The organism is Pyxidicoccus fallax (assembly GCF_012933655.1).
In the GTDB taxonomy this organism is placed as follows: domain Bacteria; phylum Myxococcota; class Myxococcia; order Myxococcales; family Myxococcaceae; genus Myxococcus; species Myxococcus fallax.
The window spans coordinates 1-24,654 of the sequence record NZ_JABBJJ010000026.1 but is presented as its reverse complement, the minus strand read 5'-3'; the positions used below and the strand labels follow the sequence as shown (position 1 = coordinate 24,654).

The window sequence follows — 24,654 nt, the reverse complement described above, 5'->3', positions numbered from 1 at the left end:
CGCTCCTGCTCGGGTGCGCGCGGCTACTTCGCCGCGAGCCCTCGGATGTGCTCGCGCAGCCCACGCACCACGGGCTTGTCCGCCAGGTCCGGGTTGGGTGGCATCGCCGGGCTGCGGCCGACCGCGCCGCCGCCGTACGCGATGATTTTCTCGATGTGCTCGTCGCTCACCTCGCCTTGCCAGTCCGTGTCCTGGAAGTTGCGCGGAGGCGGCGTGAGGCCCTTGGACGCCGGGCCATCTCCCGCGCCCCGGGGGCCGTGACACACCGAGCAGCGCGAGTTGAAGACCTCCTCCGCCTCCTTGCGGACGGCGGGGGTGAGCGCCTCACCGCCTCCCGCGGATGCGGCCGCCACGGCCGTCCCGGAGCCCGTCGGGGACGCGGCTTCCTTCTCGGTACATGCGATGCCGCCCCAGGCGGCGCTGGCCGCGAGCACCACGGCCCATCCCTGTCTTCGTATGGCGTTGCCCCACATCGTGGACCTCCCAATCCGAGCCGACCCGACACGAGCCCCTGCTGCGACAGGCGTGCCAGGACACGTCTCGCCTGGAGCGGCCCTGAAACATGCATTATCGATGCATGTTTTGCGCGTCACGGGGGTTCTGGCCGCACGGACTGCGGCTCCGTGCGGGTGAGCTGGGAGGAGGCGCGCGTGGAACGGCGCTTGCTCAAGGGGTGAAGCGAAGCCTCACCGCGACACCCCTCCGCAGGAGCCGATTCCATGAAACACAAGAAGCTGTGGGCCCTCTTGGGCGCCGTCATGCTTGCTTCGTTCTTCGTCCTCGGACGGGAGGGCGTGCACATCTCCCGGACGCTGCCGCCCATCCCCGAGCGGGTGAGCACACCGGACGGCACCCTCCTCATCGAGGGAGCAGCCATCCAGCGCGGCCAGAATGTGTGGCAGTCCATCGGTGGGCAGCAGGTGGGCTCCATCTGGGGCCACGGCGCGTACGTGGCGCCGGACTGGAGCGCGGACTGGCTGCACCGCGAGAGCCTCTTCATCCTCGACGCGTGGGCCCGCGCGGAGGGGCTCGCCAGTTACGAGGCCGCCCCGGCCGAGCGCCAGGCCGCGCTGCGCACGCGCCTGCAGGGGATGATTCGCACCAATACATATGACGCGGCCACGGGCACGGTGATGGTGGACCCGCTGCGTGCCCAGGCGTACGGCTCCAACGCCGCGCACTACACGGACGTCTTCTCGAAGGGGCGGCAGGCCTACGCCATCCCCGAGGGCGCGCTGACGGACGCCGCGAAGCTGAAGGACCTCAATGCCTTCTTCTGGTGGACGAGCTGGGTGGCGTCCACGAACCGGCCCGGCGACACGGTGAGCTACACGCAGAACTGGCCGCACGAGCCGCTGGTGGGCAACGTCCCCACGACGGCCGCGTACCTGTGGACGTTCATCTCCGTGGTGCTGCTGCTCGCCGCGGTGGGCGCGCTCGTCTGGTACGTGAGCCGCAAGGCGGAGGAGCCCGAGGAGACGCCGCCCGCGAAGGACCCGTTCCTGGGCATGGTGCTGACGCCGAGCCAGCGCGCCACGGGCAAGTACTTCCTGGTGGTGGTGGCGCTGATGCTGGTGCAGGTGGCGCTGGGCGGCATCACCGCGCACTTCGGCGTGGAGGGTGACGGCTTCTATGGTGTGCCGCTGGCGAAGTACCTGCCGTACGCGGTGACGCGCAGCTGGCACACGCAGCTGGGCATCTTCTGGATTGCGACGGCGTGGCTGGCCACGGGCCTGTTCGTGGGCCCGGCGGTGAGCGGCGTGGAGCCGCGCTTCCAGCGCTTCGGCGTCAACTTCCTCTTCGTGTGCCTCGTCATCATCGTGGCGGGCGCCATGGTGGGCCAGTGGGCCAGCGTGCAGCAGCGGCTGGGCGGGGACCTGTGGTTCTGGTTCGGTCACCAGGGCTACGAGTACGTGGACCTGGGCCGCTTCTGGCAGATCTTCCTCTTCGTGGGGCTCTTCGTCTGGCTGTTCCTCACGGCGCGCTCCATCTGGCCCGCGCTGAAGAAGCCGTCGGAGAACCGGCCTCTCATCCTCCTGTTCGTCCTGTCGTCGCTGGCCATCGCGTCGTTCTACGGCGCGGGGCTGATGTACGGGCAGCGCAGCCACCTGGGCATGGTGGAGTACTGGCGCTGGTGGGTGGTGCACCTGTGGGTGGAGGGCTTCTTCGAGGTGTTCGCCACGGTGGTGATGGCGTTCCTCTTCGTGCGGCTGGGCGTGCTGTCGGCAAAGGTGGCCACGCCGGTGGTGCTCTTCTCCACCATCATCTTCCTGGCGGGCGGCATCATCGGCACGTTCCACCACCTGTACTTCTCCGGCACGCCGTCGTCGGCGCTGGGGCTGGGCGCCACGTTCAGCGCGCTGGAGGTGGTGCCGCTGGTGCTGGTGGGCCGAGAGGTGTGGGGCCACCTGCGCCTGTCGAGGATGAGCGGGTGGATGGAGCGCTACCGCTGGCCCATCCTCTACTTCGTGGCGGTGGCCTTCTGGAATCTCGTGGGCGCGGGCGTGTTCGGCTTCCTCATCAACCCGCCGGTGGCGCTGTACTTCATGCAGGGCCTCAACCTGACGCCGGTGCACGGCCACACCGCGCTGTTCGGCGTGTACGGGATGCTGGGCATCGCGCTGATGCTCTTTACGCTGCGGATGGCGGCCCCGGAGGCGCGGTGGCGCACGCGCACGCTGGCCTGGAGCTTCTGGTGCCTCAACGGCGGCCTGGTGCTGATGGTGGTGCTGTCCATGCTGCCCATCGGCATCCTCCAGACGCAGGCGGCCATCGAGCAGGGCACGTGGTGGGCGCGCAGCGCGGAGTTCCTCCAGACGCCGCTGATGGACACGCTGCGCTGGCTGCGCGCGCCGGGTGACACGGTGTTCGCCCTGGGCGTGGGCTTCCTCGCCTGGTTCGTGGTGGGGCTGAAGACGGGCTGGTCGCTGGAGCCCGCCGCCACGACCCGTCCGGAGCCGCGCCAGCCGGAGGCCGCGTCCACGCCGGTGGGCGTCGCGGCCCCCGCGCCCGTCGCGCTGCGCCGCCGCTGAAGTCCGCGCCCGCGCCCACCGGGGACGGGCCCGCGCACCTTGGAGGGGTGACAACGCGGGCACCGTCCCACGGTGAGTGGGCTGAAACGATTCGCCACTCAGCTCGACAGGTCCGTCCGTCTCGCCGGGAGGACCCACGGGCCGGGCACTCCGGGCCACTCGGCGATGACGACGTCGAGGCCGAACGTTTCGGCGATGAGGTCCGGACGCAGCACCTGCTCGGGAGTCCCCTGCTCCACCACGCGCCCACCGGCGAGCAGCGCCAGCCGGTGCGCGTGCCGCGCGGCGAGGTTCAGGTCATGCAGCACCGCGAGCACGGCACCCCCCTCGCGGGCGAAGCGTCCCGCGGCTTCGAGGATGAGGTGCTGGTGGGCGAGGTCCAGGCTGGCGGTGGGCTCGTCGAGCAGGAGGTAGCGATGCCCCTGCTCCAGCGGCGCGGAGAGCTGGGCCAGCACGCGCGCGAGCTGCACCCGCTGCTTCTCTCCGCCCGACAGCGTGGGGTACGGCCGGGAGGCGAGGTGCCGCGTGTCCGTGGCCTCCAACGCCACGTAGGCCGCCTCCAGGTCGGCGCCACTCTCCCTCCTTCGAGCGTGGGGACTGCGTCCGAGGAGCGCCACCTCCAGGGCCGTGAAGCTGAAGCCCAGCGAGGACTCCTGGGGAAGCACGGCGAGCCGTCGGGCCCGCTCACGCGGCTGCCAGCGGTCCAGGGGAAGGCCCTCCAGCAGCACATCCCCGGCCCCGAGGCGCAGCTCCCCCGCGAGCGCCGAGAGGAGCGTGGACTTGCCGGCGCCATTCGGTCCCACGACGGCGAGCACCTCGCCGGGCTGGAGCACGAGGTCCACGGGGCCGAGCGTCCGGCCCCGGCCACGCCAGACCTCCACGCCATTCGCGCTCAGACTCATACGGTCCTCCTTCGCGCCAGCAGTCCGATGAAGACGGGCACGCCCAGCACCGACGTCAGCGCGCCGACGGGCAGCTCCGCGGGAACCGCCGCCGTGCGCGCCACCAGGTCCGCGGCCACGAGCAGCGACGCACCGAGCAGCGCGGAGGCACCGAGCAGCCGCCGGTGGTCCGGCCCCAACGCGAGCCGCAGCAGCGCCGGCACGAGCAGCCCCACGAAGCCGATGATGCCGGTGGCGGACACCGCCGCCCCGACACCGAGGGCCGCGGCGAGGATGAGCCGGCGCTTGAGCCGCTCCACGTCCACGCCCAGGTGCCACGCCTCGCGCTCTCCGAGCAGCAGCAGGTTGAGGGCCCGGGCCTCGCGCAACAGCAGCACCAGCGCCACGGTGAGCGGCGCCGCGGCGACCGCCACCACCTCCCAGGAAGCGCCGCCCAGGCTGCCCCAGCTCCAGAAGGTGATGGAGCGCAGCTGCGCGTCCGTGGCGAGCTGCGTGAGCAGGCCGATGCCGGCGCTCGCGCCCGCGCTCACCGCGACGCCCGCGAGGAGGATGCGCGCGGTCTCCGTGCGTCCCTCACCACGGCCCAGGCGCTGCGCCAGCAGCGTGGCCCCCAGCGCGCCCACGAAGGCGGAGACCGGGACGGCCAATGCGCGCAGCCCGCCGAGCCGCGCGTCCAGGGCCACGTCGAGGACGATGGCCGCGACCGCGCCCAGGGCCGCGCCGCTGGAGGTGCCCAGGAGGCCGGGCTCGACGAGCGGGTTGCGGAACAGCGCCTGGAGCGCGGCGCCACACGTGGCCAGCACCGCGCCGACCATGACGCCGAGCACCACGCGCGGCAGCCGGATGGACAGGAGCACCGCCTCCTGTGCCGGTGAGAGCGTCTGTCCGGCCTCCAGTCCCAGCGCCTTCAGCAGGCTGCCCACCAGCGCCGAGGGCGGCACACTGACCGCGCCCAGGGCCAGCGAGGCCAGCGCCACCACCGCGAGCAACAGCGTCAGGAGCATCCACGCGCGCGGCGCGGGGCGCCGGACCTCGCTCCGCCCGGGGAAGCTGGCGGACACGGGAGCGATTCCCGAGGTGCTCATCGCTCACTCCTCGTGGGTGCGGACGACTGCCAGTGGGCAGGCATCGCCCATCCCGCCGTCCCACCGCTCCGCGCACGGAAGGAACGAGTGTCTGAACGATGCCTGCCCACCTTCATCGCCCGCTCCCTTTCGGCATGGCGAGCCCGTCCTGAACTCTCGCCACGACCTTGCCCACGGAGGGGCCCAGCGACATGAAATGGACGTCCTCCACCGTGACGAGCCGCCAGCCGCGCACCTGGGACAGGCCCGGCACGCCCTTCAGTCCCTCCGCGCCGCCCAGCGTGGTCGCCGAGCTGGCGGGAAGCAGGACGATGTCCGGCGCGGCCTCGACCACTGCCTCCGCCGTCAGCGGCTTGTGGCCCGTGAAGCGGGACACGGCATTCACCCCGCCCGCGAGCCGGATGAGCGCGTCGGAAGGCGTCTCGGTGCCCGCCACCATGAGGACACCGCCTCCCCGCGCGTAGAGCGCCAGGATGCGAGGCCGCTTCCCGTCCTTCATCGCGGACACGCGCGCGGCGGCACGCTCCAGGTCCTTGTCCAGCTCCGCGATGAGCGCCGCGCCCTGCTCGCGCCTGCCGAGCCGATCGGCCAGGGTCCGGATGCGCTGCCGTGACGCCTCCACGGTGGGCGCGTTGGGCAGTACCACCACCTCCACGCCGGAGGTCTTCAGTTGCTCCAGCACGTTCGGAGGCCCCGCCTCCTCGGAGACCAGCACCTGCGTGGCCCCCGTGGCGAGTACGGCCTCCGCCGAGAGGGCTCGCAGGTAGCCCACCTTGGGTGCGCCAGCCGCGGCCTGGAGGGTCAGGCTCGTGTCATCCACGCCGACGACCTGAGCCCCCGCGCCCAGCGCGAAGACGGTCTCGGTGACGGCCGGTCCCACCGTCACCAACCGGGGAGCGACAACGGGCTGTTTCCCGGCTGCGCCGCCGGGGCCGCTCGCGGGCGCGGTGCCGGACCCCTTCGCGAGCATGGCGCCAGGTTCCTTCATGGGCGCGACGCCTGGACCTTGCGCGTGCGCGGAGGCCGCCATCATCACGGCGGCGACGAGCCAGGACATCCGTGGCGCGCGGTTCATGGGCGCACCTCCGGCGCGGGCAGTGCCTCCATCAGCTCGCGCATCAGCGCCGTCCATTCCGGCAGCTCGGGCTTGCCCGGCTTCCGCTGGCCGAAGACGAGCGCGATGTTCTCGCCCGCCGCGTCGAACACCTCCAGCGAGGTGACCACGCCATCCCGCGTGGGCTTGTGCACGACCCAGGCGGAGTGGATGTGGTCTCCGCGCACGTGCAGGTTGAAGCCCCGGTCCAGCACGTTCAGCCACGGCCCCATGGGACGCACCGTGTGCACCGGCCCGGTGTGGATCTGGATGGCCCCGGGGTTGCCGACGAACACCATGATGGGCAGCCCGGACGCCGACACCCGCTCCAGCACCCAGCTCAGGGACTCGAGCGCCACGGGTCGGGCCAGCTCTCGGCCCGCAAGCCTCAGTGCCTGGGTGCGTGCAACGTCGAAGCGCTGGAGGAGTGAGAAGAACTCATGCGTGTCCTGCAGCGCCCGCCAGCCGGCGCGCAGCCCCTCTCCGTCGACCTGGTCGTCCGGCCGGGGCACGGCCACCGGCGGGGCCGCCTCCACCGCCAACGCCGGAGTCTGGTCCTCATGGGCGAGCTTGGAGACCAGCGCCTCGAACGCCGCCGTGCCCGTCGGGTCCTCCAGGAAGACCTTGTGGACGGCGGTGCCCGTGGCATCGAAGAAGTGGAGGCTGCGCCGGATGCCGTCCTCCATCGGCTCGCGCAGGGCGAAGCCGAAGCGCCAGCGCGACAGGAAGAGGCGCAGGTCGATGTCCTCATCCAGCACCAGGGCCCGCGCGCCATTCAGCTCCACGTTGCGCCAGGTGCCCCGCTTCTCGTGGACCGCGTGCGCGTTGCGGGTGAGCGACATCACCCGGCCCAGCGACTCCATCCGCGGCAGGAGCACGTCGAAGCGCAGTTCCAGTCGGACGGCGTCCTGGCCGAGCCCCGTGGCGAGCAACTGTGCCTCGCTCACGCCGAGCTGTTCGGCGGCATCGCGGATTCGGGTGCGGGGCTGGGACTGCCGCAGCGCCTGCCAGCGCTGACGGAGGACGGCGGGCTCGGGCGCCACGCCGGAGAAGGAAGGCTGTTGCATCATGAGGGGCACCTTGGGCGTCGCGGAGTCAGGGGGAGACAGGAGCGGCCACCTTCGCCCAGCGCAGCTTCAGCACCGCGGGCGAGCCGGCGTCGTCGTAGTAGGAGAGCATCTCCACCTTGAAGTACGCGCGGGCGTCCGAGCGCACCACGTAGATGCGTGGGCGCGCGGTGAGCTTGTGCGTCGTCATGTCGTAGGCGTACCAGCCGTCACCGGCCTGGAAGACGGTGTCCGGGTCCTCGCCCGTGTCGGCGCCGTCCGCCGCGTCGGTGGCGTAGCCGCTCGCGGGCGCCTGGGTCACCTCCGCGAACTTCTTGTCGGCGAGCACCGCCACTTCCACCCCACCCGTGCCGCTCACGCCGCCGCGCGAGCGGATGCCGAAGCGCTGGAAGGCCAGGTCCCAGACGGCATCCTCCGTCGCGCTCACCTGCTTGCCGAGGTCCAGGTCCAGGCCAATCCAATCCGTCCGGCCCGACGCGTCGACGGTGGTGGTGAACGAGCCGTCGCCGTTGTCCTGGTGGCGCACGTGGGTGCCGTTCTCCGGCCGGATGGCGTTCGGCGTCTCGGGCTGCTGGGGCGTGGGCTCCTCCTCAAGGGGGGGCTCGTCGCCGGGCCGCGGCTCGAGGTCGTCACCACACGCTGACAGGAAGCTCGCGAGCAGCAGGGCCGAGGCGGTGCGAGAGCGAAGGGAGAAGCGGAACATGAGGACTCCTTCAGGTAGGGATTGAGACATCACAGCCGGGCGGAGAGCCCGGCCTGGAAGGTGCGGGGAGGAATGGGCAGGTCGGTGGGATTGCCGGCGTCCGCGAGGTTCGTGCCCAGCACGAAGAGCTGGAGCTCCTCGCGCAGCCGCCAGCCGACACGGGCATCCACGGTGACGTAGGGGCGCGCGTCGTACGGCTCCACCTCGCCGTCTCCGTTCGTGTCCGGGTAGAAGGGCCGGCGGCCCACGAGCGCGCCGCGCACCCAGGCGTCCACTCCCGACTCGCGGTGACGCCAGGTGGCCTGCGCCGTGAGCCGGTGGCGGGCCTGTCCCTCCAGCGGGCGGTCCGTCTCCTCGGAGCGACCGTCGGTGAGCGTGTAGGCCAGCTCCGCGGAGAGTCGCCAGGGAAGGCGCTGCCGCACGCCCAGCTCGCCGCCGCGGATGCTCGCGCGGGCCACGTTGACGTAGCTGTAGAGCGTCGACTCGCCGCCTTGCTGGAGCGTGATGCCAATCATGTCCCGCAGCGAGTGCTGGAAGGCGCTCGCCCAGAACAGCGACGACGCGGAGGGCCGCACCTCGGCGGACAGCGTCACGCTGCGCGAGCGCTCCGGCTGGAGGTCCGGGTTGCCGCGCACGGCGTAGCCGACGCTGGGGTTCTCGAAGTCGAGCAGCAGCTCCTGGAAGCCGGGCGCGCGGTAGCCCCAGCCGTAGCCGCCGCGCAGCGTGAGCCAGCGCAGCGGGTCCAGGCGCAGCGCCACCCGGGGTGTGACGGCGGAGCCGAACTGCGTGTCCGTGTCCACGCGCGCGCTCGGGACGATGACGAGCCGGGGCCCTTCGAGCACCGTCCAGCTGTCCTGCGCGTACACGGAGGCGCGGCTGCGCCGGCCGCGGCCCGTGTCCAGCCGGTCCGAGGAGAGCCACTCGCCCAGCAGCTCCGCGCCCACCACGAGCGCGTGGCGCTCTCCGGGCCTTGCGTCGAGCTGCGCCCCGAACCGGGCCTGCTGGTCGCGCGTGTCCTCCACGGTGTCCAGCGCGGACGAGCGGCGCTGGTCGCGCAGGTAGCGGCGGTTGAACCAGGTATAGGCCCCGTCCGCGCGGAGCGTCGCGTAGTCGCCCAGGCGCCAGGACGGAGCCACCCGCGCGGAGATGGAGTCATCGCGGCTCGCGCGGTCGAAGATGGCGCCCGCGACGCCCAGGTCCACGCCGCGCTGCGTGCGCCGCGTGAAGGAGGCGCTGCCCTCCAGCACGTGGCCATTTCCCGCGCGCAGGTCTCCCTTGGCGGAGAGGTCGAAGCCCTCCAGGCTGCTGCCGGTGGTGCCGACGTCCGCGGGCTCCAGGTCGTACGCGTCCGCCCGCTGGAGGCCTCCGCTGAGCCGCACGCCCCAGCCCTGGCCCCGAGCCTCGCCCGTGCCGTCGAGCTCCAGCCGGCGCAGGCTCCCGTAGGACGCGCGCAGCTCGGCTCCGAGCGGACGCTGGGCACGCCGGGTGATGAGGTTCACCACGCCCGCCACCGCGTCGCTGCCGTAGAGCGCGGAGGCCGGGCCCTTGACGATTTCCACCTGCTCGACGTCCTCGAGCGACAGGCGGGTCAGGTCCACGCCTCCGGCCACGCGCCCGGCGACGCGCTCGCCGTCCACCAGCACCAGCACGTACTCGGAGCCGAGCCCCTGCACCTGGAGCGTCGCGCCGGCGAATGAGTGCACCACCTCCAGGCCCGGGTGTGCCGCGAGCAGCTCCGCCGCGTTGCGCGAGCCACTCGCCAGGATTTCCGCGCGGGTGATGACCTCCGTGGCCACTGGATTGTCGCCGAGCCGCTCGGCGCTGCGTGAAGCCGTCACCACCGTGCGGGGCCCGGTGAGCCCGTCCACGTCCGTGTCGGCGGGCGACGTGGGGGAGGCCTTGTCCGCCTCGGCACGGGCCGGAGACGCGGGCGAGGCAGCGTCCGCCTCGGCGCTGGCGGGAGCCACTCCATCGCTGTCAGGCGGCGCCGCGCCTCCGTCCGTCTCCGACGGGGAGCCACCCCACGCCGCCACGGGCAGGGCACACGCCAGGATGAGCAGACACCCGCGCCAGGACATGCCACGTCCTCCGGCTCATGGCCGGCGGGTCTCCTCGGGAGACCCCATGGGGCGCTGGGCTCAAGGGCCTCGGGCCGCAGGAAAGACTTCACTCTCCAGGCTCGCGGCCTGGACACACCCCGCGCTCAGCGACCCGCGTCGCGCCCGCCCTCACCGCCCGCTTCCGGCGACCGCTCCAGCGGCACCACCCGCGTCCGGTGACACCGGCGGCACTTCAGCTCCACGCCCTCGGGCACCAGCCGCGCCAGGAGACTGCCGCACAGACACCGCAGCTCACCGGCTCCACTCTCCCGCTGGCATCCCTCGCGCATTTCGACTCCGTGGCTCGAAACGGCGCGAACGATATTGATACTCATTCTCAGAGTCAACAGCGAATGCGGGCGAGCGTCCGGGTCCGTCGTTGGGAGGCGAACGTCGGTCAGTGGACCTTCACGCGGGCGGACGTCTCGCGCGCGATGCGGGGCTTGGGCGTCACCATGCGGGCGATGCCGTAGTAGAGCTGGTCCTCGGTGTAGACCTTGCGCACGCGGCGGTGGGTGCCGGGCACGTAGGCGGAGCCGGGGCGCTCCAGCCACTGGAGGACGCGCACCTCGCCGGAGTGGGCCATGGCGGCCAGGAGCTCCGGCGTGCACAGCTTGAGGTAGCGGCGCACCAGCGGGCGCAGCTTGCGGGAGAAGCCCTTGCCCAGCACGGCGTGGCGGCGGCCGGAGTGCAGCGTGCCGTCGAAGCGGCGCGACATGTGGAAGAGCTCGTGCAGCACCGTCTCCACGCGGGCCTGGGCGGTGGAGCCGCGGAAGAAGAGCGGGCGCAGGGTGATGCAGTAGAGCATCCGCTTGCCGCGGATGCGGATGACGGGCTTGCGGCGGCCGGTTCGGTCCGTGCTCTTGCCGCCGCGGAAGCACAAGGGCTTCACCGTGCCCCGAGAGGCCCGCCGCGCCTCTCCGGCGACGACCAGGATGCGGCCCGGCCTCACATGGCCGAACTCCGGCATCTTCGCCGCGATGTCCCGGATGAGGGAGCGCACGGCCTTGTTGAAGTTGGGGCGGCGTCGGGCCACGAGTGGTGGACATTCTAGCGGAAAAGTCCTTGGGGCGGCCCGGGTGGTGACGACAATGTCCAACGTGATGCGCTCGAACCCGCCCTTGCTTTGTCTGGCCACCCTGCTCGTTCTGGGCCTGGGGTGTGCCTCGGCCCCCACCCGGCCCTCTGGCCCCGCCGTCCTCACGTCCCAGGACACCACCGTGGTGTCCCAGGGACTCACCGAGGCCACCGTGCGCTACCGCGCCCAGGTGGCCAGCCCCGCCGCTGGCGTCGTGGAGCGCGCGGAGTACGAGCTCGTCTCCGACGGGCAGGTGGTGAAGACGGGCACCGCGAAGCTGGACGTCCGGCTGGAGCCCGGCATCCCCGCGGACCTTTCCTTCGAGGAGCGCGCCCCCTACGTGAAGAGCGAGGAGGACCTGGCGCGGCTCAGCAACCAGGGCGGCACGCTGCTGTTGGCGCTGCGGGGCACACTGGTGGTGCGCTCGGGAGAGCAGGAGGAGAAGGTGCCCTTCGCGGCCAGCCGCGCGGCGCGGGTGCCCCGGCTGCCGAAGGTGGTGGTGGTGGAGCTGGACGGGGCGCGCTACTCGCCCGAGGAGGTCCAGATAAACCTCCGGCTGGGTGTGCAGAACCCCAACCCGTTCCCGCTGAAGCTGGGCGGGCTGACCTTCCAGGTCGCCGTGGCGGGCAAGTCGCTGGAGAGCGGCACGCTGGCGCAGGCGGACAGTGTGGATGCGTCCGCCACGGGCGTGTACCCGGTGGAGGTGGCGGTGACGAAGGACACGTGGGGGCCGGACGTGAAGGCGCTCATCTCCAAGGGGATATTGCCCTATGGGGTGACGGGCGAGCTGACGGGCCCCCTGCTACGCGTGCCCTATTCCCTGACGGGTGAGGTGAAGCTGAACGTGTCCCGATAGAATAGGGGTCTCGTGCCCATCTATCTTTTGAGTGACGAGCACCCGGAGCTGTTCCCTCCTCCGGAGCGCGCGGACAAGAGCGGCGTGCTCGCGGTGGGGGGAGATTTGCGGCCGGAGCGGCTGCTCACCGCGTACGCGCGCGGCATCTTCCCCTGGTACAGCGAGGGGGACCCCATCCTCTGGCACTCGCCGGACCCGCGCTTCGTGCTGGAGCCGGGCAAGCTGCACGTGGGCCGCTCGCTGCGCAAGACGATGGCCCGCGGCGTCTACGAGGTGCGCTACGACACGGCCTTCGAGCGCGTCATCACCGAGTGTGGCCGCGTGCCGCGCCCGGGCCAGAACGGCACGTGGATTACGGACGAGATGCTGCGGGCGTACCTCACGCTGCACGAGCTGGGCTTCGCGCACTCGGTGGAGGCGTGGGCGGAGGGCGAGCTGAAGGGCGGCCTCTACGGCGTGTCACTGGGGGCGGCCTTCTTCGGTGAGAGCATGTTCGCGCTGGCGCCGGACGCGTCGAAGGTGGCCTTCGCCACCGCGGTGGAGCGCTTCACGGCGTGGGGCTTCCAGCTCATCGACTGCCAGGTGGAGACCGAGCACCTGGCGCGCTTCGGCGCGGAGTCCTGGCCGCGCAAGCGCTTCCTCGCCGCGCTCGCGCGGGCGCTGAAGGAGCCCACGCGGCAGGGGAAGTGGACGGAGGCGGTGGCGGCCCCCGCGTGAGGGGCGATGCGTCTTCAGTGCCCGGAGGCGGCGGACGCGGTGATTTCCTCGGACATCTGCCAGGTGAAGTTGAAGGGCGCCTTGGTGTCGCGTCCGGGGGCGGGCACCTTCCGCGAAGGCCTGATGCGTGCCTGAGCGGCCCTCCAGCCGAGCACTCCCAGGGCGGTGAGTCCCAGGAGCGCGGGACCGAACGCGAGCGCTCTCAAGCGGCGCGGCCGGGGCGCGGCGAGGCCACAGGAGGAGACCGCCACGAGGAGGGGCACGGAGAACCGGCTCGAGCCGAGCCAGGAACGCAGCTTCGAGTTGAGGGAGAGGGGGCTCATGGCCTTTAACGGTAGGGCGTGCTCATGCATCTGGCGGAAGGTCGTACCCGTCCGCTGGCGGGGCGTGCTGGGGGGCGGGCCCCGGGCTTCAGGGCCGCGTGGCTCGTTGCACGCGCGGCGCTGTGCTGCGCAGAGCTCATCCGGAACGGAGCCCAGGTGAGGTTCGGCAGGTGCTCACCGGAATAGTAGGATATCCAGGTTATGCTTGGATTTCGACTGAGCTGGCTCTCGTTGCTCTCCGTCTCGTGGCTGGGTTGCTCCACCGTCGCCCCTTCCGTGGAGCAGGACCGGGAGGAGGCAGCGGCGGAATGCGACGCGCCCCATGAAGACCAGTGCGTCACGCTGCTCTGCCTCGGCGATACCTGTGGCTTCTATCGCTGCGAGGACCCGCCCGGCGAGGTCGAGCTGGCGCGCTTTCCGCCCACGCGCCCTCCGGCGGCAAGTGCGGCACCGGGCAGTGGTCCCCGGAGGAACTGGGGCGGCGCGCAGAATCTCCCTGGGGGAGCCGTCATGGTCTTCCCCAACTGGAACGGCGCTCCCGAGCGAATCATCCCTCCGTCACGTCAGCTCACGGCGGGGCGTTGGGAGAAGCACCACATCTTTCCCCAGGCCGAAGACCTGGCGATGTGGTTCGCAATACGGGGCGTCAAGATTCACCAGTACACCATGCCGATTCCGCGCGACCTCCATCGACGGATTCATAGCGGAGACCGTGGAGGCCCGTGGAACCAGGCCTGGCGCGAATTCAGAACGGCGAAACCAGGAGCCAGTCCCACCGAGATCTACAAACACGCGGGGGAGCTCATCCATCGCTTCCAGCTCAGTGGAGACCTCATTCGGCCCTACTATTCCCGTCCGGGAACGTGAGGACGGATGAGCCGCTGCTTCTGGATGAATGAGGACAGGGTCGCCGCGGCGAGATACGGCGGAGACATCAACGCATGGCACAAGTTGTCGCTGCCCGGCGTGATGTGCGGCGCCTGCGGCGTGACATGGGGTAGCGCAGGCCACGAGTACCCGTGCGTTGACCTGGCCGCACTCCCGGAACGAAAAGAGTTCGAGAAGCCCAGGCCCGAGCCGTTCTCCGAGTTCGCACGTCTTCGTGAGTTGGTGCGTCCCCTGGCACCCTCGAATGCCGAGCTGCCACCTGGAACGGGATTCGGTCCGCTGGTGGGGCGCGCTTCCGGGGAGTTCGGTCCCATCGCATGGGTATGGGGGCAGAAACTGCTCATGCATCGAGAGGTACTGGAGCGCCTTCAGGCAGAGGGGGCGCGGGGTTTGGTCGCCTGTCCGACGGCACTGAAGTTCCGGCAGAAGAACCCGCCGGAGCTGCTGGAACTCCAGGTTGAACCAGGGGGCCTGCTGCACCCGGACTGCCTCCCGCCGGACACGCCGCCCCGGTGCACCACCTGTGGGCGGTATGACATCACACGCCCCGACGAGCCCATCCTGGACGCGGCCTCCCTGCCCACGGACCGGGACCTGTTCCGCGTGGCCAATCTCCCCACGATGGTCATCTGCACCGAGCGGTTCCGGGACGCCGTCCTCCGCCTCGAACTGGACGGCATCACCTTCCGCGAGCTGCCCACGCGCTGACCCGCGGCAGGGCTCGGCGATAACCTCGCGCCATGGCCACCGGTGGCACACCGAAGAAGCGCACGCCGAAGAGCACCTCGCTGCTCACCGACGAGCTCCTGAAAGGACAGCGCCTCCTGGCGCGACTTCCTCCGGCGCGGCGCAAGAAGGTGCTCGCGCTCATCACCCGGAACGAGCGCGCCATCCTGTCGGACGCCATCTCCGAGCTGAAGGCGCGCGTCGACTCCGGCAAGCTGCTCTACCGCACGGTGGAGGCGGACCTGGACGAGACGTTCGACAACGTCTGGGACATGTACCTCGAAGGCGGCGTGCACGAAGAGGCCGAGGCCTGCTTCCCGGACGAGGAACAGGACGACGAGCAGAGCGCCCTCGTCGACGAGCTCCGCACCGTCTTCAAGCGCCTGTTCACCGCCATGGCCGAGCAGCACGGCGTCCTATCCCCGCCGAAGCCATCCAGGCCGGCCAGGAAGCCGCCGTCCCGCCACTGAGGCACGAAAAGGGACCGCCGGTGCTTCCAGGAGACGTTGCACCTGTAGCACCATTGCCTTTCACTCGGCGTGCGATGCCCTCGGCGGCGCGAGCACGCCCTCGTCGGGAGGTCCCTCCATGAAGCGAGTCATCCTGGTCGCACTGTCGAGCTTCACCTTCGCGTTCGCCGTGGGCTTCACCACCCGCCCGGCCCCGTCCGACTGGTGCCCCATGTGTCAGCCCTGCATGGTCATCTGCGACGGCATCTGCCCCAACGGTGGGCTCGCCCAGTGCGTCGGACAGGATTGCCTCTGCCCGTGACACGTCGAGCCTCACCGCTACTCACGGCGGGAGCACGACCCCGGTCTTCCGTGCCTCACCGCTTCTTGCACGGAGACAGCGTGCGCTTCGCGGTCAGCAGGTCCTCGTCCGTGGGGCTCGCGTAGCGGAAGGCCTTCGGCGCCGCCTTGGGCTTCGCCACGTCGTGGGCGTACAGCACGCCCAGGTGGCGGCTGAGCACCGTGCGCGGACCCGTGCCGTCGTAGAGCGTGCCGAAGTAGGGCCCGCCGCCCTTCAGCGGCGCCGGAGCCAGCGCCCCGGGAGGACGCAGCAGCAGCAGCGTGAGGTCCTCCGTCGCCCACTCGCACGGGTCCTTCTTCCCCTTGCGCTCCATCCACGACACCGTGAGGTCGTGCACCGCGCTCCCGTCGGTCCACGTGCTGCTGAAGCGCTCCCACAGGCGCGTGCACTCGGGCGCCTCGCAGGCGCGCTCGGGCACGAAGTCCACCAGCTCCAGCGGCAGCCCCACTCCCGCCTTCCCCGTGCTGTTGTCATTCGCCCGGCGCAGCTTGCACCCCGTGGGCGCGTCCTTCTGGCGCAGCGCCACCGGCGTGCCGGACAGCCGCCCCGGGGGCAGCACGTCGCACTCCATCTCCAGCTCCGCCATGAGGTACGTCTTGCGGTCCTCGTCCGTGCCCATGCGCACCGCCCACCACGTCGTGGGCTTCGCACGGCACGGCGCCGCGTCCGCCTTGCCGAACACCCACAGCGGCACGCTCGGGTCCGGCGCGCCCAGCTTGCGCGCGTCCGTCTCCGGCGGCACCGGCTTCACCCCGGCGCGGTCCGCCTCGACGCCCCGGAAGAAGGTGTCCTTCTTCTCGGGGATGACGGCCTGGTGCACCACCCAGCCCGAGCCCGGCAGCCCCACCACCGCGCGCGACGTGAAGGGCACCAGGTCCGGACGCGCCGGACAGCCGCGCTCCGCTTCCAGCTCCAGCGTGGGCACCGCCTCGCCGTCATCCTGCGCGAGCGCCCCCACGGGCATGAGTAGCGACAGGCCCAGCACCAGCGCCTGCGAAGTCAGCCGGACCACGGACACCATCGGGCTCCTCCTCCCTCACGAAGTCGCCGCCGTCATACCTCAAGACGCCAACGCGCGAGCCCACCCTCAGCGCTGCTTGCGCTTGCGCTTGGGCGGCGGAAGCACCTCCACTGGAATCGGCGCCTCCTCCTTCACCGCCGGCCCCGCGTCCGGCGCTTCCGGCGCCTTCACCTCCACCCGGTCCTCCAGCGGCACCCGGCCCACGGAGCGGCGGAACAGCTCCCACAGCGCGCGGCGATGCGTCTCCGGCGTGGCCGAGCCCGACAGCACCATCCCCGCCCCGCTGTAGCGCGCCTCCAACCCCAGGGGTTGGAGCGCCGACACCATCGACGCGAGCTGCTCCTGCAGCACGGCCACGTCGAGCGTCAGCTCCAGCTCGCGCGCCACGTACGCGTCCGTCCGCAGCAGCTCCATCAGCGCCGAGCGACACCCCGCGTCCTTCACGGTGGCGGACAGCGCGCGCTCCGCGCCCTCCGTGGCCTTCAGGTCCGGGCACGCCTTGCGCGCCGCCGCCAGCCGGGGGGCCGGGTCCTCCGGAGGCACTCCCACATTGAGCCGCCACACCGCGAAGCGCCCCTCGGCATACAGGAGGAGGAGCGTCCGCCCCGGCGACTGACCGGTGAGCAACAGTTCATTGCTCCCCGGAAGCACCTCCGCGGTGGCCACGGAGGCGTCCTCCACCTCCACCCAGTCCACGACGGACAGCTTGTGAAATCGCTCCTTTCCGGCCTCCAGGGAGACGGCCAGGTCCACCGGCCAGGCCAGGGCCAGGGCTGGGACGAGGAAGGCCAGGAGTGCTCCAACGGAATACATACGAGCGGGCATCAGGGCTCCGGCGGAGTGGTGCGTACCCGTAGCACGGGATAAGAGAGTGGCTCTATGCCTACCTGGACCCTCTGGGTCGCCTGCCTGGCGCTGTGCCTCGTCCGGGCCCTGGTCGCCGCCGCGGAGTCCGCCCTCTACGGGACGTCGGACCTGCGCGCCCAGGAACTGGCGGAGTCCCAGCCGGGCGGCGCCAGCCGCCGGGTGCTCCGCCACAAGACGCACCGCGAGGCCACCGCCACCGCCCTGCGCCTGGGCACCCTGCTCAGCGGCTTCCTCGCCGCCGCCATTGGCGCCTTCGTTCCGCCGCGCATGCTGGACATGACCCAGTATGGCGAGGCGGCCTGGCTCCCCGTCGCCACCGTGGCCGCCGGCGCCCTCTTCGTGGGCGTGCTCGCCAGCCTCATGGAAGTCACCCTGCGCGGCCTGGCCAACGCCAACCCGGAGCGCTGGGCACTGCGGCTGTCGGGCCTCGTGTCGCTGCTGGTCGCCGTGCTCTACCCGCCCATGCGGCTGACGCTCGGCGTGCTCAACCTCGTGGCGCGCACCTTCGGCCGTACGCTGCGCTTCGAGCCCCCGCCCCCGCCGCTGGAGGAGCTGGAGAAGCTCCTGGCCGCCCAGGCCGCGAAGAACGAGGTGGACAAGAGCGCCCCGCAGCTCATCCGCTCCATCTTCGAGCTGTCCGACAAGCGCTGCCGCGACGTCATGGTGCCGCGCACGGAAGTCGTCACGGTGGACATCACCGTCTCCACCGACGAATTGCTGCGGCTGCTGGCCGAGGAGAACCACTCGCGCATCCCCGTCTACCGGGACGACGTGGACCACATCATCGGCGTGCTGCACGCGCGCGACATCATCCCCCTGCTCCAGCACCCGGAGCTCATCGTCCTCCAGGACATCATCCGCCCCGCGCACTTCGTCCCCTGGCTCAAGCCCATTGGCGACCTGTTGCGCGACATGCAGAAGCGCAAGATTCACATGGCCATGGTCGTCGACGAGTACGGCGGCTTCATGGGCATCGTGACGCTGGAGGACATCCTCCGCGAAATCGTCGGCGACATCGGCGACGAGTTCGAGGTGGAGGAGAAGCTCGTGGAGAAGCAGGCCGACGGCAGCTTCCTCGTGGACGCCGCGCTGGAGGTGGACGCCTTCACCCAGGCCTTCGGCTTCCCCCTGCCCGAGGGCGACTTCGACACGCTGGGCGGCTACCTGTCGTCGCTCGCCGGCCACCTGCCCGACGTGGGCGAGCGCTTCAGCTACAACGGCTGGCAGTTCGTCGTGGCCACCAAGGCGGGCCCGCGCATCGACCGCGTGCGGATGACGCGCCTGAAGTCCCTGGCCCCCCGCGACGGGAAGGACGGCAAGGACGGGAAGGACGGCCGCGAGCCTCGCGACGGCGGCAACCCGCCCGCCTCGCGCGAGCCGCGCCCGGAGGCCGCCTCTTCTTCCGCCAAGAGCTGAAGAAGCCTCAGTCCGAGTCCGGACCCCGGGGCGGCGGCACGAAGGCCAGTGTCAGCCTCCGCGCGTCCTGGAAGGGGGCGCGCCGCTCCGTGCCGCCGAAGCGCAGCACCACCCCGCCGCGCACGAGGACCGTCCGGGGCGCCGCCTCCGCCACACCGGCGCCGGTGGCGGGCTCGCTGGCCAGGGGGAAGAGCACCCGCAGGGGCAGCTTCGCGTCCGGGCCCAGCGCCGTGGCCACCTGCTGCGCGCCCGTGGCCACCTTGCGCCCGTCCACCCGCAGCTCGAAGTCCACCGCGGCCACCGTGGCCGCTTCCGAGGCGGGATTCGTGACCTCCAGCGCCACGTCCAACACGCCCGAGCCGTCCGGCCGGAAGTCCACGGCCACCGACTCCACGCGCACCGCCTCGTCATAGGCGCGCGGCCGCAAGGGCACCGAGCCCAGGCACCCGGACAACGCGCCGCCGCACAGCAGCGCCAGCACGGCCCGGCGCGCGCGCATCAGCCGCCCAGCAGAGGCTGGAGCGCCTCCACCGTCAGGGGCCAGCCCGCGCGGCGCGACAGCGCCTCCAGCGCCTTGAGGAACTCCGAGGCCGTCTGGAAGCGCCGCGTCCGGTCCGCGAAGAGCGCCTTGCGCACCACCTGCACCCCGTAGTCCGGCAGCTCCGGCGCCAGCGAGGTGAGCAGCGGCACGCGCGCGTCGCGCACCTTGTGCATCAAATCCGCCTCGTTGTCGCCCGTGTGCAGCCGGCGGCTCGCCCACAGCTCCCAGAGGATGACGCCCACCGCGTACAGGTCCGAGCGCGCGTCCACCGGCATGCCCAGCACCTGCTCCGGGCTCATGTACGGCACCGTGCCGCGCAGCGCGCCCGCGTCGCCGCGCATCATCCCCTCCACCTCCGCCACGCCGAAGTCCGTGAGCTTCACGTCCCCGTTGACGCCCAGCAGCACGTTGGCCGGATTCACGTCGCGGTGGACGATGGTGGCGCCGTTCTCCCCCACCTTCGCCCGGTGGATGTAGTCCAGCGCCTTGAGCAGGCACCAGGCGATGTAGCAGGCGGACTCGGGCGGCATCGCCGCGCCGGCCTTCAGCAGCAGGTCCTGCATGTAGCCCAGCGTCCGGCCGCTCACGAGCTCCTGCACCATCAGGTAGTCCGGCCCCGCCTTGAAGAGGCGGAAGGTGCGGACGATGTGCGGATGGCGCAGGCGCACCGTCAGCTTCGCCTCGTCGACGAAGGCCTTCACGTACGCGGTGTCGTTGCGGAACGACGGGTGCAGCCGCTTGATGACCACTTCCTCCGGCTCACCCGGCGAGCGCTGCGTGGTGGCCCGGGCTCGCGCCTGGTACACCTCCGCCATGCCGCCGACCGCCAGCCGGCCGACCACCTCGTAACCGCCCAGGTCCGGAGCTTCCGCCACGAATCAATCCTACTGCGAATTTCCGTCCGCACCCACTATTCAGCACGGAGGCTCGTATAGAGGGCCTCGTATTTCCGGGCGGAGGCGTTCCAGGAGAAGTCCTTTTCCATGCCCCGGCGCCGGAACTCGGCCAGCCGGGGCCGGTCCGCGTAGAGGGCCATGGCCCGGCGGATGGCGCCCAGCAGGGCGGCCGGGTGGAAGGCCTCGAAGAGCAGGCCGTTGCCGTCCAGGCCCCCCTCCACCGTGTCCACCAGCCCGCCCGTGGCCCGGACGATGGGCACCGTGCCGTAGCGCAGCGAATACATCTGATTCAACCCGCAGGGCTCGTAGCGGCTGGGCATGAGGAAGAAATCCGCCCCCGCCTCCACGAGGTGGGAGAGCGCCGGGTCGAAGCCGATGTGGACGGCCATCTGCTTCGGGTGGCGGGCCTGCAGGGCGCGCAGGCCCTCCTCCAGGCCCCCCTCGCCGCTGCCCACGCCCACGAAGCGGATGTCCGCCTGGAGCGCGGTGGGCAGCACCTCCAGGAGCAGGTCCATGCCCTTCTGCCACGCCAGCCGGCTGACGATGGCGAACACCGGCGCGTCCCCGTCCGGCAGCCCGAAGCGCGCGAGCAACTCGCGCTTGCACACCGCCTTGCCGTCCAGCTCGAGCGGGCCATAGCGGGCCGGCAGGAAGGGGTCCGTGCGGGGGTTCCACTCCTCCGCGTCGATGCCGTTGAGGATGCCGTGGAGCCGGTGCGCCCGGCGGCGCAGGAGGCCGTCCAGCCCGTAGCCCTGCTCCGGCTGCTGGATTTCCCGGGCGTACGTGGGGGACACGGTGGTGAGCGCGTCGGAGAAGACGAGGCCGCCCTTGAGGAAGTTGACGGCGTCGTAGAACTCCAGGCCTCCCTCGGCGGTGAACACGTCCCAGGGCAGCCCCAGGTCGTCCATCGCGCCCTTGGGGAAGTGCCCCTGGTAGGCGAGGTTGTGGATGGTGAAGACGCTCTTCGCCCCGGCCAGCGGCGTGGAGCGGAAGCCGCGCTGGAGCGCCACCGGGACGAGCCCCGTCTGCCAGTCGTTGGCGTGGATGATGTCCGGCACGAAACGAAGCCGCTGCGCCGCCTGGAGCGCGCCCACCGAGAGGTAGGCGAAGCGCCGGGCGTTGTCCCCGAACTCGCCCCACGCGTCGCCGTACAGGCCGTCGCGGTTTCCGTAGAAGCCCTCGTTCTCCAGGAAGAGCACCTCCAGGTTGTCGGACAGGCGCGCGGAGAGGATGGGCCCGGACTCCTCCCCGAAGGGGAAGCGCGCCACCAGCGACTGGCCGGTGGGGGTGAGCTTCCCGGCGTCGCGCAGGCCGCGGTAGCGCGGGGTGACGACCTTCACGTCATGACCCAGCGCGGCGAGGGCGGCGGGCAGGGCTCCGGCGACGTCCCCCAGTCCTCCCGTCTTGGAGAAGGGGGCCACCTCCGAGGAGATGAAGAGAATCTTCATGCGCGCACATTGACGATTGGCCGGGACGAGTCAATCGCGAACGTGCGGATGGCGCGGACGTCCCCTATGTTGCACCGCGTGCAGATTCCTCCGGACCCCATCCAGCGTTTCGAGGCCCTCTTCGAGCGGGCGAAGAAGGCCATTGCCGTGGACCCGAATGCCATGGTGGTCGCCACCGTCGGAGACGACGGGCGGCCCAGCGCGCGCGTGGTGCTGCTGAAGGACTTCGACGCGCACGGCTTCGTGTTCTTCACCAACTACGAGAGCCGCAAGGGACGCGAATTGCTGGCGCACCCGCACGCCGCGCTCTGCTTCTACTGGCAGCCCCTGGAGGAGCAGGTGCGGGTGGAGGGCCGCGTGGAGCGCGTGTCCGACGCCGAGGCGGACGCCTACTTCCACAGCCGCCCGCGCGGCAGCCAGGTGGGCGCGTGGGCCAGCCTCCAGAGCCGGCCCCTGCCGTCCCGAGACATCCTCGACGCGCGCATCGCCGAGGTGGAGCAGCGCTACGCCGGAGGCGAGGTGCCCCGCCCCCCGCACTGGTCCGGCTTCCGCGTGGTGCCCGAGCGCATCGAGTTCTGGCACATGCGCCCCAGCCGGCTCCACGACCGGCACGTCTACGTGCGCGAGGGCGAGGGCTGGCGCACGGAGATGCTCTACCCCTGAGACGCCGCGAGCCGCGCTACCAGGGCAGCTCCGCGCCCTGGTAGTCGTAGAACCGGCCGCTGTGCTCCGGGCCCATCCCGTCGATGATGCGCAAGAGGCCGCGCACGGAGTCCCGTGCCGGCAGCGGCGCCTCCGGGCCGCCCATGTCCGTCTGCACCCAGCCGGGGTGGAGCATCACCGTCACGAAGCCCTCCCCGCGCAATTCATGCGACAGCGAGCGCACGCCCATGTTCAGCGCCGCCTTGGACATGCGGTACGCGTAGGCGCCCCCGTCGGAGTTCTCCGCGAGCGAGCCCATGCGCGAGCTGACGTGGGCCACCTTCCGCGCCGCGCCGCGGCGCAGCGCGGGGAGCAGCGCGCTCGTCACGCGCAGGGGCCCCAGCGCGTTGATGGCGAAGGTGCGAGCCATGTCCGTGTAATCAACGTTTGGAAAGGCACACCACGCGCCGGGCACGCCCGCGTTGTTGATGAGCACGTCCACCGGCTCCGCGCAGACATCCGCGGCGAACGAGCGGATGCTGGCCTCGTCCTCCACGTCCAGGGCATGGATTCGCAGCCGGTTGCCCACCTCCCGTGTCAGTGGCTCCAGCCGCCGTGCCCCCTCGGGAGAACGCACTCCCGCGTCGACGGTGTCTCCTCGGCGCAAGAGCTGCTGGACGAACTCGAAACCAAGACCCCTGCTCGCTCCGGTGATGACGTAGCGCATGAGAGGCATTAACGCGCCGAATGGGCCTTGCAGGCAAAACACGCCTGTTGACGATTGGCGACTGCGGGTGGGGAATGCACGCTGGTCACCGGAAGCAGTGCGCCTCGGGGATGGCTTGCACAATGTCACTCGAATGCAGTGGCCAGGGAGGAACCGCCGATGAAGGTCGCCGTGGTGGGAGGAGGCATTTCCGGATTGGTCATTGCTTACCGTTTGCGTTCGCGCGGTAGGGATGCGGTGCTCCTGGAGTCCTCGTCGCGGCTGGGAGGTGCGGTGGGAACCCGTGCGCGAGACGGGTACCTCGTGGAGCAGGGGCCCAACAGCTTCCTGGACCGGGAGCCGGCCACGCGCGAGCTGGCGGCGGCGCTGAACCTGGAGGGCCGCATCCGCGCGGCGGACCCGGCGGCGAAGCGGCGCTACGTGTACACGCGCGGCCGGCTGCGCTCGGTGCCCGCGTCGCCGCCCGCGTTTCTGGGCTCGGACATCCTCCCGCTGGGCGCGCGGCTGCGCGTCATGGGCGAGCTGTTCACCGGCCGCGCGCCGGAGGGCGTGGACGAGTCGCTCGCGCAGTTCGGCCGCCGGCACCTGGGGCGCATGGCGACGGAGGTGCTGCTGGACGCGGTGCAGACGGGCATCTACGCGGGCGACGTGGAGCGGCTCAGCGTGGCGGCCACCTTCCCGCCGCTGGTGAAGCTGGAGCGCGAGCACCGCAGCCTCATCCTCGGCGCCATCCGCACGCAGAAGGCGCAGCGGGCACAGCAGAAGGCGCTGCCCGCGGGCACGGGCGTGACGGGCGGCACCGCGGCGCCGCCGAAGCTGAGCGGCGCGCTGAGCACCTTCGAGGGCGGCCTGCAGACGCTCATCGGCGCGCTCACGGCGGCGCTGGGCGACGCGGCGCGCGTGGGCGCGAGGGTGGAAGGACTGGAGCGCGTGGAGGGCGGCTGGCGGCTCGCGGTGGAGGAGCGCGGCCAGCGCTCGGAGCTGACGGCGGAGCAGGTGGTGCTCGCGGTGCCGGCGCACGTGGCCACGCGGCTGCTGCACCCGCTGGACGCGACGCTCGCGGCGAGGGTGGGGGAAATCGAGTACGCGCCCATCGCGGTGGTGCACCTGGGCTTCGACGCGGGGACGACGCCCGCGCCGGATGGCTTCGGCTTCCTCGTCCCCTCCGGGGAGAAGCGGCGCCTGCTGGGCTCCATCCACGCGTCCACCACCTTCCCCTTCCGCGTGGAGGGCGGCCGGGTGCTCTACACGTGCATGGTGGGCGGCGCGCGCCAGCCGGAGCTGGTGAAGCTGGAGGAGCCGGCGCTCGCGCAGCTGGCCCGAGAGGAGCTGAAGGCGCTGGCCGGGGTGACGGCGACCCCGTCCTTCAGTGAGGTCATCCGTTGGCCGGCGGGCATTCCCCAGTACAACGTGGGCCACCTGGAGCGCGTGGCCGCCATCGACGCGGCGCTCCAGCGCTGGCCCGGCCTGCACCTGACGGGCAATGCCTTCAAGGGCATCGGCCTCAACGACTGCATCCGCAACGGGCTGCAGCTCGCGGACACGCTGGCGGGGAGGTGAGTCCGGGGCGGAAACAGGCCCGGCGACCGTTCGTTGTCAGGTAGCGACCGCTCGGGCCGGGGGCGTCAGCAAAGCGCGGGAAAGCACGTCAGACTGGCAAGGCATGCTTCCCGGAGTCAGGAGCTGTCTCTTATAAACATCTGACGCGCCCCTCGAA

The 24,654-nt window shown here is 71.4% G+C and carries 26 protein-coding genes; 10 read left to right on the top strand and 16 right to left on the bottom strand.

The genetic code is table 11. The features are described from left to right. Positions 1-23: 23 nt before the first annotated feature. A complete protein-coding gene (locus HG543_RS08145; protein ID WP_169344126.1) occupies positions 24-473 on the bottom strand; it encodes a c-type cytochrome in 450 nt (149 codons plus the stop codon). Between the two features lie 246 nt (positions 474-719). Here HG543_RS08145 and HG543_RS08140 point away from each other — a divergent pair, with 246 nt between their 5' ends. Beyond that, positions 720-3,032 carry a nitric-oxide reductase large subunit gene (locus HG543_RS08140; RefSeq protein WP_169344125.1) on the top strand — a complete coding sequence of 771 codons (2,313 nt, stop codon included), beginning with the start codon at positions 720-722 and terminating at the stop codon, positions 3,030-3,032. Between the two features lie 98 nt (positions 3,033-3,130). Here the strand turns inward: HG543_RS08140 and HG543_RS08135 are convergent, their stop codons facing one another. The 8 genes from HG543_RS08135 to HG543_RS08100 form a co-directional block, all read right to left on the bottom strand. After that, the gene (locus HG543_RS08135; protein WP_169344124.1) at positions 3,131-3,934 is read right to left on the bottom strand and encodes a heme ABC transporter ATP-binding protein; all 804 of its coding nucleotides are present in this window, start codon (positions 3,932-3,934) and stop codon (positions 3,131-3,133) included. Then, positions 3,931-5,019, bottom strand: a complete 1,089-nt coding sequence (locus HG543_RS08130; RefSeq protein ID WP_169344123.1) for a FecCD family ABC transporter permease — start codon at positions 5,017-5,019, stop codon at positions 3,931-3,933. Before HG543_RS08130 ends, HG543_RS08135 begins: the two co-directional genes overlap by 4 nt. Positions 5,020-5,131: 112 nt before the next feature. Next, complete coding sequence (locus HG543_RS08125) at positions 5,132-6,094, bottom strand: heme/hemin ABC transporter substrate-binding protein (RefSeq protein ID WP_169344122.1); 963 nt, start codon at positions 6,092-6,094, stop codon at positions 5,132-5,134. Further along, positions 6,091-7,182 (bottom strand): hemin-degrading factor, encoded by a 1,092-nt coding sequence (locus HG543_RS08120; protein WP_246356842.1) that lies wholly within the window; start codon positions 7,180-7,182, stop codon positions 6,091-6,093. The genes HG543_RS08125 and HG543_RS08120 overlap by 4 nt, the downstream gene beginning before the upstream one ends. Before the next feature lie 25 nt (positions 7,183-7,207). Then, positions 7,208-7,882 carry an HmuY family protein gene (locus HG543_RS08115; protein ID WP_169344121.1) on the bottom strand — a complete coding sequence of 225 codons (675 nt, stop codon included), beginning with the start codon at positions 7,880-7,882 and terminating at the stop codon, positions 7,208-7,210. Between the two features lie 29 nt (positions 7,883-7,911). Further along, positions 7,912-9,960, bottom strand: coding sequence for a TonB-dependent receptor plug domain-containing protein (locus HG543_RS08110; protein ID WP_169344120.1), 2,049 nt, complete (start codon positions 9,958-9,960; stop codon positions 7,912-7,914). Between the two features lie 125 nt (positions 9,961-10,085). Next, positions 10,086-10,271, bottom strand: a complete 186-nt coding sequence (locus HG543_RS08105; RefSeq protein WP_169344119.1) for a hypothetical protein — start codon at positions 10,269-10,271, stop codon at positions 10,086-10,088. Positions 10,272-10,378: 107 nt separating this feature from the next. After that, a complete protein-coding gene (locus HG543_RS08100; RefSeq protein WP_169344118.1) occupies positions 10,379-11,017 on the bottom strand; it encodes a hypothetical protein in 639 nt (212 codons plus the stop codon). A 55-nt stretch (positions 11,018-11,072) separates the two neighbouring features. Here HG543_RS08100 and HG543_RS08095 point away from each other — a divergent pair, with 55 nt between their 5' ends. Both HG543_RS08095 and aat read left to right on the top strand, forming a co-directional pair. Further along, positions 11,073-11,915 carry an LEA/WHy family protein gene (locus HG543_RS08095; RefSeq protein WP_169344117.1) on the top strand — a complete coding sequence of 281 codons (843 nt, stop codon included), beginning with the start codon at positions 11,073-11,075 and terminating at the stop codon, positions 11,913-11,915. 12 nt (positions 11,916-11,927) lie between these two features. Further along, positions 11,928-12,632: a leucyl/phenylalanyl-tRNA--protein transferase gene (aat, locus tag HG543_RS08090; protein ID WP_169344116.1), complete on the top strand. Its 705-nt coding sequence runs from the start codon at positions 11,928-11,930 to the stop codon at positions 12,630-12,632. Between the two features lie 14 nt (positions 12,633-12,646). Here aat and HG543_RS08085 read toward each other — a convergent pair whose 3' ends face one another. Next, the gene (locus tag HG543_RS08085) at positions 12,647-12,955 is read right to left on the bottom strand and encodes a hypothetical protein (protein ID WP_169344115.1); all 309 of its coding nucleotides are present in this window, start codon (positions 12,953-12,955) and stop codon (positions 12,647-12,649) included. A gap of 201 nt (positions 12,956-13,156) precedes the next feature. On the opposite strand from HG543_RS08085, the gene sitA6 reads away from it, so the two are divergent. From sitA6 to HG543_RS08065, 4 genes are all read left to right on the top strand, one after another. Beyond that, the gene (sitA6, locus tag HG543_RS08080) at positions 13,157-13,822 is read left to right on the top strand and encodes a SitA6 family polymorphic toxin lipoprotein (protein WP_169344114.1); all 666 of its coding nucleotides are present in this window, start codon (positions 13,157-13,159) and stop codon (positions 13,820-13,822) included. Between the two features lie 6 nt (positions 13,823-13,828). Then, a complete protein-coding gene (gene sitI6, locus HG543_RS08075; RefSeq protein ID WP_169344113.1) occupies positions 13,829-14,551 on the top strand; it encodes a SitI6 family double-CXXCG motif immunity protein in 723 nt (240 codons plus the stop codon). Between the two features lie 32 nt (positions 14,552-14,583). Then, complete coding sequence (locus tag HG543_RS08070; RefSeq protein ID WP_169344112.1) at positions 14,584-15,039, top strand: hypothetical protein; 456 nt, start codon at positions 14,584-14,586, stop codon at positions 15,037-15,039. Between the two features lie 118 nt (positions 15,040-15,157). Next, entirely contained in the window at positions 15,158-15,340 is a 183-nt protein-coding gene (locus tag HG543_RS08065) for a hypothetical protein (RefSeq protein WP_169344111.1), read from the top strand. A 55-nt stretch (positions 15,341-15,395) separates the two neighbouring features. Here HG543_RS08065 and HG543_RS08060 read toward each other — a convergent pair whose 3' ends face one another. Continuing rightward, complete coding sequence (locus tag HG543_RS08060; RefSeq protein WP_169344110.1) at positions 15,396-16,400, bottom strand: hypothetical protein; 1,005 nt, start codon at positions 16,398-16,400, stop codon at positions 15,396-15,398. Between the two features lie 66 nt (positions 16,401-16,466). After that, entirely contained in the window at positions 16,467-17,225 is a 759-nt protein-coding gene (locus HG543_RS08055) for a pilus assembly protein N-terminal domain-containing protein (RefSeq protein WP_169344109.1), read from the bottom strand. 54 nt (positions 17,226-17,279) lie between these two features. On the opposite strand from HG543_RS08055, the gene HG543_RS08050 reads away from it, so the two are divergent. Further along, a complete protein-coding gene (locus tag HG543_RS08050; protein WP_169344108.1) occupies positions 17,280-18,683 on the top strand; it encodes a hemolysin family protein in 1,404 nt (467 codons plus the stop codon). A gap of 7 nt (positions 18,684-18,690) precedes the next feature. On the opposite strand, the gene HG543_RS08045 is transcribed toward HG543_RS08050, so the two are convergent. From HG543_RS08045 to glgA, 3 genes are read right to left on the bottom strand one after another with little or no spacing between them, the layout of a single operon-like run. After that, positions 18,691-19,182, bottom strand: coding sequence for a hypothetical protein (locus tag HG543_RS08045; RefSeq protein WP_169344107.1), 492 nt, complete (start codon positions 19,180-19,182; stop codon positions 18,691-18,693). Next, positions 19,182-20,099, bottom strand: coding sequence for a protein kinase domain-containing protein (locus HG543_RS08040; RefSeq protein WP_169344106.1), 918 nt, complete (start codon positions 20,097-20,099; stop codon positions 19,182-19,184). Before HG543_RS08040 ends, HG543_RS08045 begins: the two co-directional genes overlap by 1 nt. A 35-nt stretch (positions 20,100-20,134) precedes the next feature. Continuing rightward, on the bottom strand, positions 20,135-21,568 hold the full coding sequence (gene glgA, locus HG543_RS08035) for a glycogen synthase GlgA (protein WP_169344105.1): 1,434 nt from the start codon (positions 21,566-21,568) through the stop codon (positions 20,135-20,137). A gap of 33 nt (positions 21,569-21,601) precedes the next feature. On the opposite strand from glgA, the gene pdxH reads away from it, so the two are divergent. Further along, positions 21,602-22,231, top strand: coding sequence for a pyridoxamine 5'-phosphate oxidase (gene pdxH, locus HG543_RS08030; protein ID WP_343073300.1), 630 nt, complete (start codon positions 21,602-21,604; stop codon positions 22,229-22,231). Positions 22,232-22,247: 16 nt separating this feature from the next. On the opposite strand, the gene HG543_RS08025 is transcribed toward pdxH, so the two are convergent. Then, the gene (locus HG543_RS08025) at positions 22,248-22,937 is read right to left on the bottom strand and encodes an SDR family oxidoreductase (protein ID WP_169344103.1); all 690 of its coding nucleotides are present in this window, start codon (positions 22,935-22,937) and stop codon (positions 22,248-22,250) included. 159 nt (positions 22,938-23,096) lie between these two features. On the opposite strand from HG543_RS08025, the gene hemG reads away from it, so the two are divergent. Beyond that, positions 23,097-24,497, top strand: coding sequence for a protoporphyrinogen oxidase (gene hemG, locus HG543_RS08020; protein ID WP_169344102.1), 1,401 nt, complete (start codon positions 23,097-23,099; stop codon positions 24,495-24,497). Positions 24,498-24,654 lie beyond the last annotated feature (157 nt).

Coding starts and splice junctions, on each gene's coding strand:
- HG543_RS08045 (WP_169344107.1), bottom strand. CDS start 19,182: ATGCGCGCGCGCCGGGCCGTGCTGGCGCTGCTGTGCGGCGGCGCGTTG.
- HG543_RS08055 (WP_169344109.1), bottom strand. CDS start 17,225: ATGCCCGCTCGTATGTATTCCGTTGGAGCACTCCTGGCCTTCCTCGTC.
- HG543_RS08085 (WP_169344115.1), bottom strand. CDS start 12,955: ATGAGCCCCCTCTCCCTCAACTCGAAGCTGCGTTCCTGGCTCGGCTCG.
- HG543_RS08050 (WP_169344108.1), top strand. CDS start 17,280: ATGCCTACCTGGACCCTCTGGGTCGCCTGCCTGGCGCTGTGCCTCGTC.
- HG543_RS08105 (WP_169344119.1), bottom strand. CDS start 10,271: ATGCGCGAGGGATGCCAGCGGGAGAGTGGAGCCGGTGAGCTGCGGTGT.
- HG543_RS08110 (WP_169344120.1), bottom strand. CDS start 9,960: ATGTCCTGGCGCGGGTGTCTGCTCATCCTGGCGTGTGCCCTGCCCGTG.
- glgA (WP_169344105.1), bottom strand. CDS start 21,568: ATGAAGATTCTCTTCATCTCCTCGGAGGTGGCCCCCTTCTCCAAGACG.
- HG543_RS08140 (WP_169344125.1), top strand. CDS start 720: ATGAAACACAAGAAGCTGTGGGCCCTCTTGGGCGCCGTCATGCTTGCT.
- HG543_RS08135 (WP_169344124.1), bottom strand. CDS start 3,934: ATGAGTCTGAGCGCGAATGGCGTGGAGGTCTGGCGTGGCCGGGGCCGG.
- HG543_RS08065 (WP_169344111.1), top strand. CDS start 15,158: ATGAAGCGAGTCATCCTGGTCGCACTGTCGAGCTTCACCTTCGCGTTC.
- HG543_RS08130 (WP_169344123.1), bottom strand. CDS start 5,019: ATGAGCACCTCGGGAATCGCTCCCGTGTCCGCCAGCTTCCCCGGGCGG.
- HG543_RS08115 (WP_169344121.1), bottom strand. CDS start 7,882: ATGTTCCGCTTCTCCCTTCGCTCTCGCACCGCCTCGGCCCTGCTGCTC.
- HG543_RS08060 (WP_169344110.1), bottom strand. CDS start 16,400: ATGGTGTCCGTGGTCCGGCTGACTTCGCAGGCGCTGGTGCTGGGCCTG.
- hemG (WP_169344102.1), top strand. CDS start 23,097: ATGAAGGTCGCCGTGGTGGGAGGAGGCATTTCCGGATTGGTCATTGCT.
- HG543_RS08070 (WP_169344112.1), top strand. CDS start 14,584: ATGGCCACCGGTGGCACACCGAAGAAGCGCACGCCGAAGAGCACCTCG.
- HG543_RS08125 (WP_169344122.1), bottom strand. CDS start 6,094: ATGAACCGCGCGCCACGGATGTCCTGGCTCGTCGCCGCCGTGATGATG.
- HG543_RS08145 (WP_169344126.1), bottom strand. CDS start 473: ATGTGGGGCAACGCCATACGAAGACAGGGATGGGCCGTGGTGCTCGCG.
- HG543_RS08025 (WP_169344103.1), bottom strand. CDS start 22,937: ATGCGCTACGTCATCACCGGAGCGAGCAGGGGTCTTGGTTTCGAGTTC.
- HG543_RS08120 (WP_246356842.1), bottom strand. CDS start 7,182: ATGATGCAACAGCCTTCCTTCTCCGGCGTGGCGCCCGAGCCCGCCGTC.
- HG543_RS08095 (WP_169344117.1), top strand. CDS start 11,073: ATGTCCAACGTGATGCGCTCGAACCCGCCCTTGCTTTGTCTGGCCACC.
- sitI6 (WP_169344113.1), top strand. CDS start 13,829: ATGAGCCGCTGCTTCTGGATGAATGAGGACAGGGTCGCCGCGGCGAGA.
- sitA6 (WP_169344114.1), top strand. CDS start 13,157: ATGCTTGGATTTCGACTGAGCTGGCTCTCGTTGCTCTCCGTCTCGTGG.